The 8,475-nt window shown below is 74.3% G+C and carries 8 protein-coding genes and 1 pseudogene; 5 read left to right on the top strand and 4 right to left on the bottom strand.

Going from position 1 to position 8,475, the window contains the following annotated elements; genetic code table 11:
* From ACFV1L_RS26190 to ACFV1L_RS26175, 4 genes and pseudogenes are all read right to left on the bottom strand, one after another.
* Positions 1–539 (bottom strand): annotated as a pseudogene (locus ACFV1L_RS26190) (hypothetical protein); the annotation flags it as partial.
* A 298-nt stretch (positions 540–837) separates the two neighbouring features.
* Positions 838–1,293: a DUF6113 family protein gene (locus ACFV1L_RS26185; protein WP_380370001.1), complete on the bottom strand. Its 456-nt coding sequence runs from the start codon at positions 1,291–1,293 to the stop codon at positions 838–840.
* The gene (gene mshB, locus ACFV1L_RS26180; RefSeq protein ID WP_380369999.1) at positions 1,290–2,177 is read right to left on the bottom strand and encodes an N-acetyl-1-D-myo-inositol-2-amino-2-deoxy-alpha-D-glucopyranoside deacetylase; all 888 of its coding nucleotides are present in this window, start codon (positions 2,175–2,177) and stop codon (positions 1,290–1,292) included. Before mshB ends, ACFV1L_RS26185 begins: the two co-directional genes overlap by 4 nt.
* 66 nt (positions 2,178–2,243) lie before the next feature.
* Positions 2,244–2,438: a DUF2304 family protein gene (locus ACFV1L_RS26175; RefSeq protein ID WP_380369998.1), complete on the bottom strand. Its 195-nt coding sequence runs from the start codon at positions 2,436–2,438 to the stop codon at positions 2,244–2,246.
* Between the two features lie 241 nt (positions 2,439–2,679).
* On the opposite strand from ACFV1L_RS26175, the gene ACFV1L_RS26170 reads away from it, so the two are divergent.
* From ACFV1L_RS26170 to ACFV1L_RS26150, 5 genes are all read left to right on the top strand, one after another.
* A complete protein-coding gene (locus ACFV1L_RS26170) occupies positions 2,680–4,797 on the top strand; it encodes an alpha/beta fold hydrolase (RefSeq protein ID WP_380369997.1) in 2,118 nt (705 codons plus the stop codon).
* Between the two features lie 120 nt (positions 4,798–4,917).
* The gene (locus ACFV1L_RS26165; RefSeq protein WP_380369994.1) at positions 4,918–5,877 is read left to right on the top strand and encodes an ABC transporter ATP-binding protein; all 960 of its coding nucleotides are present in this window, start codon (positions 4,918–4,920) and stop codon (positions 5,875–5,877) included.
* Positions 5,874–6,596, top strand: coding sequence for an ABC transporter permease (locus ACFV1L_RS26160; RefSeq protein WP_380369992.1), 723 nt, complete (start codon positions 5,874–5,876; stop codon positions 6,594–6,596). Before ACFV1L_RS26165 ends, ACFV1L_RS26160 begins: the two co-directional genes overlap by 4 nt.
* A gap of 8 nt (positions 6,597–6,604) precedes the next feature.
* On the top strand, positions 6,605–7,840 hold the full coding sequence (locus ACFV1L_RS26155; RefSeq protein ID WP_380369989.1) for a sensor histidine kinase: 1,236 nt from the start codon (positions 6,605–6,607) through the stop codon (positions 7,838–7,840).
* 10 nt (positions 7,841–7,850) lie between these two features.
* Complete coding sequence (locus ACFV1L_RS26150; protein WP_380369987.1) at positions 7,851–8,468, top strand: response regulator; 618 nt, start codon at positions 7,851–7,853, stop codon at positions 8,466–8,468.
* Positions 8,469–8,475: the final 7 nt, after the last annotated feature.

The raw sequence follows: 8,475 nt of genomic DNA, 5'->3' as shown, positions 1-8,475 counted from the left end.
CCGCCGGCCGGGCCGCCCGCGACCGGCGGGGCAGGGGCCGCCTGCGGGGCGGCGGCCGGGGCCGCCGCGGGCTCCTGACGGCCCTTCTGGCGCGGCTTGAACCACTCGCCGGTGGACTCCGACTCGGAGGGCTTCGGCGCGGCGGGCTCCTGCCACTCCGGCGGCAGGTTCGGCGGGACGGCCGAGGTGCGGCCGGTGCCGGAGTCCATCACACCGAGCACCGGGTCGCCGCCCCCGCCGCGGTGGCGCGGGCCGGCCGGCTCGGCGGGCTTCTCGTCCTTCACCTTGCTCTGCACCACGACCGGCGGGATCGGCCGGGAGCCGGGGATGTTGATCCGGACCCGGGTGGTCAGCGTGGTCTCCGTCTTCGGCACCTCGGCCTCGTCGGCGCGCGGGCCGGGAGCGGTCCGTGCGGCGGCCGGGTCCGGGCCAAGCCCACCGGGCAGGCCGGTGCCGTACGGCGGGGTGCCCGACGGGTACGCGTCAGGGCCGCCGCGGCGGGGCTGCGGGTGGGCGTTGTCAGATTCGCGGCTGCTCAATGCTGCTCTGCTCCGGGTTCGCGGCCGGGCCGGCTGGGCCGTCCGCTGCGTATGGGGCGGGGTGGGCTGCCGTACGACGGAGTGCGGCGTGCGGCGGGCCGATCGGCCCCTGGGACATCAGCTGTTCACATGTCGGCTGCGGCAACGCCCCCGTCACGCGAGTGGTGCCGAAGGTACCGTCCTGCCCGGTCGGACCGGACGGTGGGGTGGGCCCGCCGAGGCACCACCATACCGACTGCGCCTGCGACCCGTCCGACGACCGGGAGATCCCAATGGTCCGAATCCCCCCGGTATGGGACTACCGCCCGCCGCCCTTGACGGTCCGTCGGGGCTCCGGCGCCGGTACGCCGAACAGGAACCCGGAGCGGGTCGGGAGGGTCGCGCACACCACGCCGAGCACCGAGCCGCCGAACAGGTAGGCGTACGCCGTCGCGGTCGCCGACAGCACCAGGTCGCCCTCCGGACGGGGCGCCAGCAGCACGGCGAGCACCAGGAACCAGCCGGCCAGCGGGACGCCCGCGCCCAGCTTGGTGCCGGTCGCGCGCAGGCCGCCGTAGAACAGGCCGCCGCAGGCCAGCAGGGCGATCAGCACGCCCAGCGGGGCCCACAGGGTCTGCACGAAAGCTCCGCACACCGAGACCGCCGCGCCCAGCAGGAACAGCACGGCGTAGGCGGCGATCCGCAGGCCGCGCGGCGGCATCGGCTCGGCGAGGCGGTCCTCGCGGGTGCCGAGGAAGGGGTGCAGGAACTTCACCGGGCCACCCCGGCGAACAGGTCGGTCTCCGGGTCGCCCGGGCCGGGCGTGCCGCGGACCAGCTGGTAGTACTCGGAGGCGATCAGCGGCTGGCCCAGGTCGTTGCTGAGCGCGAAGTGGTTCCCCTCGACCACGATCTGGGTGGCGTGGGCCCGCATCGCGGCGGCCTTCGCCCCGAGGTACGCCGCGTTGTCGAGCGCCGTGGTGACGACCGCGTCGTCCACCACGCCGGGGATCTGGTCGACCGGCGCGACCCCCTTGAACGGGGCCTCGGCGGCGGTCCGGCGCAGCCCGGCCTCGATCACCGAGCGCGGCATCCGGTTGTAGTAGACCTTGGCGACCTGCCAGGCCGGGCCCAGCTCCGGCCGGAACGCCGGGTCGGCGGCCAGCTCGTGGCCGCGCAGCGCCACCCGGTGCGCCTGGATGTGGTCGGGGTGGCCGTAGCCGCCCTGCTCGTCGTAGGTGACCAGCACCTGCGGGCGGACCTCCCGGATCACCGCGACCAGGTGGCCGGCCGCCTCGTCCACGTCGGCCTGCCAGAAGCAGGCGGGGTCGTCGTTGTCCGGGACGCCCATCATCCCGGAGTCCCGGTAGCGGCCCGGGCCGCCCAGGAAGCGGTGGTCGGTGACCCCCAGCTCGCGCATCGCGGCGGCCAGCTCGGTGATCCGGTGGGCCCCGAGGGTGTCGTCCCAGCCCTGCGCCAGGTGCGCCAGCTCCGGCGGGATCACCTCGCCGCCCTCGCCGAGGGTGCAGGTCACCAGCGTGACCCGGACGCCCTCGGCGGCGTAACGCGCCATGGTGGAGCCGTTGTTGATCGACTCGTCGTCGGGGTGGGCGTGCACCAGCAGCAGTCCGCGCGCGTCGGCCGGAGGTACGGAGGTCATGCCCGGCAGCTTACGGCCTGCCCGGGAGCGACTCCCGGACAGGCCGTGACGGCGCGCGGCGGGCGGTCAGAGCTTCAGCTCGGTGATCATCCCGGCCAGGTTGGCCGTCACCTGTTGGATCGACGGCGCGATCGAGCTGGACGCCAGCAGGAAGCCGAGCAGTGCGCACACCAGCGCGTGGCTCAACTTCAAGGTCGACCGGCGGACCAGCACGCAGACCACGACCAGCATGAACACAACGGCGGAGACGGACACAGCCATGACGGCTCACACCCTTCCTCGGGTGCGCGGCCCCGGGGGGCAGCGGGCGGAACGATGGGTCCACAGATACCCGATCGGCGACCTCCGGATGACGTACCGTGACCCGGCCGGGGGTGTCGCGCCGACCCCGCGGGGGTACTGCGCCGCCGGTCAGGGACGGTCCGAACGGCCGTACGCCGCAGTTCGGGCGGGCTGGGCCGACCGAGTGATCGGCCGCCGGCCAGGCCGTAGGGTCGGCGGCATGACCACCGAGAAGCCGCACGACACCTTCCCCCGGCAGTACGCGCGCACCAACCGCTTCACCGCCGGCGCGCCCCGGTCGTTCACCGTCACCCCGGACGGCGCCCGGGTGCTGTTCCTGCGCTCCAGGGGCACGGGCGCGCCCGCCAACCTGCTGTGGAGCCTCGACGTCGCCACCGGCGCCGAGACCGTCCTCGCCGACCCGGCGGTGCTGCTCGGCGGCGGCGCCGAGGAGCTGTCCGACGCCGAGAAGGCCCGCCGCGAGCGCAGCCGGGAGACCTCCGCCGGGATCGTCGGCTACGCCCTCGACGCGGCCGGGCGCACCGCCGTGTTCGCGCTCTCCGGGCGCCTGTTCGCGGTCGCCCCGGACAGCGGCGAGGCCCGCGAACTGCCCGCCGCCGCACCGCTCCTGGACCCGCGCCCGAGCCCCGACGGCAGCCACGTCGCCTACGCCACCCCGGCCGGCGAACTGCGGGTGACCGCCGTCGACGGCAGCGGCGACCGGCTGCTCGCCGGCCCGGACGGCGACGGCGTCAGCTGGGGGCAGGCCGAGTTCATCGCCCAGGAGGAGATGGGCCGCGACCGCGGCTACTGGTGGTCCCCCGACGGCGGCGCGCTGCTCGCCGCCCGGGTCGACGACACGCCGGTGCGCCGCTGGTGGATCGCCGACCCCGCCAACCCCGGCCGCCCGCCGGTCGAGATCGCCTACCCGGCGGCCGGCACCCCCAACGCCGAGGTCGGGCTGTGGCTGCTCGGCCTCGACGGCACCCGCACCGAGATCCGCTGGGACCGCACCGCGTACCCCTACCTGGCCCGGGTGCACTGGTCGGCCGGCGGGCCGCCGCTGCTCCAGGTGCAGGCCCGCGACCAGCGCGAACAGCTGGTGCTGGAGGCCGACCCGGCGACCGGCGACACCACTGTGCTGCTCACCGAGCGGGACCAGGACTGGCTGGAGCTGTTCGCCGGCGTGCCGGTGCGGCGCGCCGACGGACAGCTGGTGCGGATCGCCGACGCGGACGGCGCCCGGGTCCTGCTGGTCGGTGAACAGGCCGTCACCGACGCCGGGCTGCACGTCCGTTCGGTGCTCGGCCTGGACGGCGGGAAGGTGCTGTTCTCCGCCTCCTGCGGCGCCGCCGAGTTCGAGCGCCGCCCGCCCGGCTGGCTCGGCGTCTTCGAGTACGGCCCGGACGGCGTGCGGGAGATCGGCGACGGCGCGCTCGGCGCCGTGCGCGGCGGCGCCACCACCGTGCTCACCACCGCCGACCCGCGCCGGCCCGGCACCACCGTCAGCGTGCTGCGGGACGGCGCCGAGCCGCTGGTGATCGCCTCGCACACGGACACCCCGCTGATCACCGCCCGCCCGGTGTTCCGGTTCGCCGGCGAGCGGCGGATCCCCTGCGCGGTGCTGCTGCCCACCGGCTACGACCCGGACACCGACGGGCAGTTGCCGGTCCTGATGGACCCGTACGGCGGCCCGCACGGGCAGCGCGTGGTGCAGGCGCACAACCCGCACCTGACCTCGCAGTGGTTCGCCGACCAGGGCTTCGCGGTGATCGTCGCCGACGGGCGCGGCACCCCCGGGCACAGCCCCGCCTGGGAGAAGTCCATCAACCGGCGCACCGCCGAGATCACCGTCGCCGACCAGGTCGACGCGCTGCACGCGCTCGCCGAGGAGTTCCCGCTCGACCTGTCCCGGGTCGCCGTCCGCGGCTGGTCGTACGGCGGCTACCTGGCCGCCGCCGCGGTGCTCCGCGAGCCCGACGTCTTCCACGCCGCCGTGGCCGGCGCGCCCGTCACCGAGCACGACCTCTACGACACCCACTACACCGAGCGCTACTACGGCGACCCGGCGGAGGAACCCGAGGTGTACGAGGCCAACTCGGTGGTGGCGCTGGCGCCTTCGCTGCGCCGGCCGCTGATGATCGTGCACGGCCTCGCCGACGACAACGTGGTGGTCGCGCACAGCCTGCGGCTGTCCACCGCGCTGCTCGCCGCCGGCCGGCCGCACACCGTGCTGCCGCTGTCCGGCGTCACCCACATGACGCCGCAGGAGGACGTCGCCGAGAACCTGCTGCTGCTCCAGGTCCGCTTCCTGAAGGACGCCCTGGGCATGGCGTAACCGGTGCACCCGTGACATCCGTCATGCGGACGTCACGACGGTGCACACTGCCGCCGGCACCCCCGTTCCGAGGAGCCTTGAGGAGTCGCAGAGAAACGGCACCGAAGGGACTGAGGTCGGATGGGAACGGGAACGGGGGAGGTCGCGGCCTTCCGGAACGTCAGCAAGAGCTACGGCCGGGTGAAGGCGGTGAACGGACTCGACCTGGTCCTGCGACCGGGCGAGACCGTCGCCCTGCTCGGACCGAACGGCGCGGGCAAGTCCAGCAGCCTCGACCTGCTGCTGGGCCTGCGCGAACCCGACAGCGGCACCGTCGAACTGTTCGGCGGCACCCCGCGCGAGGCGATCACCGCCGGCCGGGTCGGCGCGATGCTGCAGAGCGGCGGCCTGATGAGCGACGTCAAGGTCCGCGAACTGGTCACCCTGGCCTGCAAGGTGCACCCCAAGGGGCACGCCCCCGACGAGGTGCTGACGACCGCCGGGATCACCGAGATCGCCGACCGCCGGGTCGACAAGCTCTCCGGCGGCCAGGAGCAGCGCGTCCGGTTCGCCCTCGCGGTGGCCGGCGCCAACGACCTGATCGTCCTCGACGAGCCCACCACCGGCATGGACGTCTCGGTGCGCCGGCAGTTCTGGGCCGCGATGCGCGCCCAGGCCGACGCCGGCCGCACCGTGCTGTTCGCCACCCACTACCTGGAGGAGGCGGACTCCATCGCCGACCGGGTGCTGGTCCTGCACAAGGGCCGGCTGATCGCCGACGGCTCCTCCGCCGAGATCAAGGCCAAGGCCGGCGCCCGCCGGATCGGCTTCGAACTGCACCCCTCCGACGGCCGGGTGCCCGACGAGGCCCTGCTGCGGAGCCTGCCCGGCACCGTCGGACTCGACGTCAGCACCCGCGCCGACGGCGTGCACACCGTCCGGATCCGCTCCACCGACGCCGACGCGGGCGTCGCCGCGCTCTACGGGGCCGGCCTGTACCCGCGCGGGCTGGAGGTCACCAGCCTCGGACTGGAGCAGGCGTTCCTGACCATCACCGGCGAGCGGGACCGCACCGAGAGCGAAGAGGAGAGCGCGCGATGACCACCCTGATCCAGCTGGAGATCCTGCGCACGCTGCGCAACAAGCGGTACCTGATGTTCACCGTCCTCTACCCGGCCCTGCTGTACGTGTTCTTCATCAGCGCCTACGGCAGCGGCGGCACGGTGGCCGGCGGCGTCTCCGTCAAGTCGTACTTCATGGTCTCGATGGCCACCTTCGGCGCGGTCGGCGCCGTCCTCACCGGCTCCGCGCAGCGCATCTCGCTGGAACGCAAGAGCGGCTGGACCCGGCAGCTGCGGCTCACCGCACTGCCCGGCCGGGCCTACACGCTCGGCAAGATCGCCGCCTGCGCCGTCACCACCCTGCTCGCCATCGCCGTCGTCTTCGTGATCGGCGCGATCGAGGGCGTCGACCTCACCGCCGTCCAGTGGCTCGGCCTGGCCGCCGCCCTGTGGCTCGGCAGCTTCGTCTTCGCGGCGCTCGGCGTCGCCCTCGGCTACGCCGCCCAGCCGGACGCCGTCCAGCCCGTCGTGATGATCGTCTACATGCTGATGGCCCTGTTCGGCGGCACCTGGTTCCCGGTCAGCGACTCGCTGAAGGCCTACGCCCGGTTCAACCCGGTCTACGACTACAACCAGCTGGCCTCGTTCATCCACGGCCAGGGCGTGGCCGGCGCCGCGATCGCCGCCCTCGCCGCCTTCCTCGCCGTCTTCACCGCCGCCGCGGCCCACCTGTACCGCCGGGACGCCCAGCAGGCATGATGACGCGCATGCAGAGCACCGGCCCGGCCCGCCACCCCGACCAGCACCACGGGGAGGACGGGCCGGACGGCCGTTGGACCACCTACCCGGGCGCGCCCGTCGACACCCGCCGGCAGCTGCTGGTCAAGCTGATGTGGACGTCGGTGTGGGCGTTCTACCTGCTCTACCCCGTCCAGGACCTGACGACCGGTCAGCACGACACCGCCGGCACCGTCGCCGGAGCCGTGCTGCTCGTCGTCTTCCTCGCCGCCTACCTGTCGCTGGTGGTGATCCGCAACAGCCGGAGCAGCGCCCGGTCCCGGCAGTACCTGCCGTTCGCGCTGCTCGCCGCCATCGCCGTCGGGACCTCGATCGCCCTCGGCGAGGCCTGGCTCACCCTGTTCACCTACACCTCGGTCTGCGCCGCCATCGTCCTGCCCGGCCGCACCGCGCTGATCGGAGTCACCGCCACCACCGGCGTCCTCGCCCTGATCGGCGTCACCACCGGCGCCGACAACTCCACCCTGGTCGCGATCGGACTGCCCTGCCTGCTGGCCGGCTTCGCCATGTACGGCATGCAGCGCCTGGTCACCACCATGCGGGAACTGCGCGAGGCCCGGACCGCCGTCGCCCACCTCGCCGCCTCCGAGGAACGGCTGCGCCTCGCCCGCGACCTGCACGACCTGCTCGGGCACTCGCTCTCCCTGATCGCCATCAAGAGCGAACTCGCCGGCCGCCTGATGGACGCCGAGAAGGCCGCCGAGGCCCGCGCCCAGGTCGCCGACATCGAACAGGTCGCCCGGCAGTCGCTCACCGACGTCCGGGAAGCCGTCAGCGGCTTCCGCCGACCCACCCTGCCGGTCGAACTCGCCGCCGCCCGCACCGCCCTGGCGGCCAGTCGGATCGAGCTCGACGCCGACCCCCGGCTCGCCGACGAACGCCCCGGCCTCGGCGCCGACGAGGCCGGCGCGCTCGCCTGGGCCCTGCGCGAAGCCGTCACCAACGTGGTCCGGCACGGCGTCGGCGCCACCCGGTGCACCGTCCACCTCGACGAGACCTGGGAGGACGACGGCCGCCACGCCGTCCTCGAAGTCGTCGACAACGGCCCCGGCCCCGGCAAGTCCCAGCCCGGCAACGGACTCTCGGGCCTGCGCGAACGCCTCGAACAGGTCGGCGGCCGCCTCGACGCCGGCCCCGCCAACCGCGGCAAGGGCTTCCGGCTGCGCGCCCTGGTCCCGCTGCGACCCGGCCCCACCGGGGAATAGGCTGCGGCACGTGACGGACGGACAGGTACGGGTACTCCTCGCCGAGGACCAGGGAATGGTGCGGGAGGCGCTCGCCGCGCTGCTCTCGCTGGAGGGCGACCTCGACGTGGTCGCGCAGGTCTCGCGGGGGGACGCCGTCGCGGCGGCGGTGGTCGAGTCCGAGATCGACGTGGCGGTGCTCGACATCGAGATGCCCGGCATGACCGGGATCGACGCCTGCGCGGAGATCCGCCGGGTCCGGCCGCAGACCAAGGTCGTCATCGCCACCACCTTCGGGCGGCCCGGCTACCTGCGGCGGGCGATGGAATCCGGGGCGGACGCGTTCCTGGTCAAGGACGCGCCGGCGGCGGAACTCGCCGAGGCGATCCGGCGGGTGCTGCGCGGCGAGAAGGTCATCGACCCGACACTGGCCGCCGCGGCGCTCTCGGAAGGCGCGAACCCGCTCACCGGACGCGAACGCGACGTGCTGGCCGCGGCGGCGGACGGCTCGGTCAACGCGGACATCGCGGCCCGGCTGCACCTCTCCGAGGGGACGGTGCGGAACTACCTGTCGATGGCGATCCAGAAGACGGCGGCGAGGAACCGCGCGGAGGCGGTGCGGGTCGCACGGGAGAAGGGCTGGCTGTAGGAGGGGG

Source organism: Kitasatospora sp. NPDC059646 (assembly GCF_042734615.1).
Classification (GTDB): Bacteria; Actinomycetota; Actinomycetes; order Streptomycetales; family Streptomycetaceae; genus Kitasatospora.
Note: the sequence above shows the minus strand (reverse complement) of the source record. Positions and strands in the feature narration are given on the sequence as shown.

Excerpts from the sequence above, each read along its gene's own strand:
- ACFV1L_RS26170 (WP_380369997.1), top strand. The coding sequence starts at position 2,680 with ATGACCACCGAGAAGCCGCACGACACCTTCCCCCGGCAGTACGCGCGC.
- mshB (WP_380369999.1), bottom strand. The coding sequence starts at position 2,177 with ATGACCTCCGTACCTCCGGCCGACGCGCGCGGACTGCTGCTGGTGCAC.
- ACFV1L_RS26155 (WP_380369989.1), top strand. The coding sequence starts at position 6,605 with ATGCAGAGCACCGGCCCGGCCCGCCACCCCGACCAGCACCACGGGGAG.
- ACFV1L_RS26160 (WP_380369992.1), top strand. The coding sequence starts at position 5,874 with ATGACCACCCTGATCCAGCTGGAGATCCTGCGCACGCTGCGCAACAAG.
- ACFV1L_RS26175 (WP_380369998.1), bottom strand. The coding sequence starts at position 2,438 with ATGGCTGTGTCCGTCTCCGCCGTTGTGTTCATGCTGGTCGTGGTCTGC.
- ACFV1L_RS26165 (WP_380369994.1), top strand. The coding sequence starts at position 4,918 with ATGGGAACGGGAACGGGGGAGGTCGCGGCCTTCCGGAACGTCAGCAAG.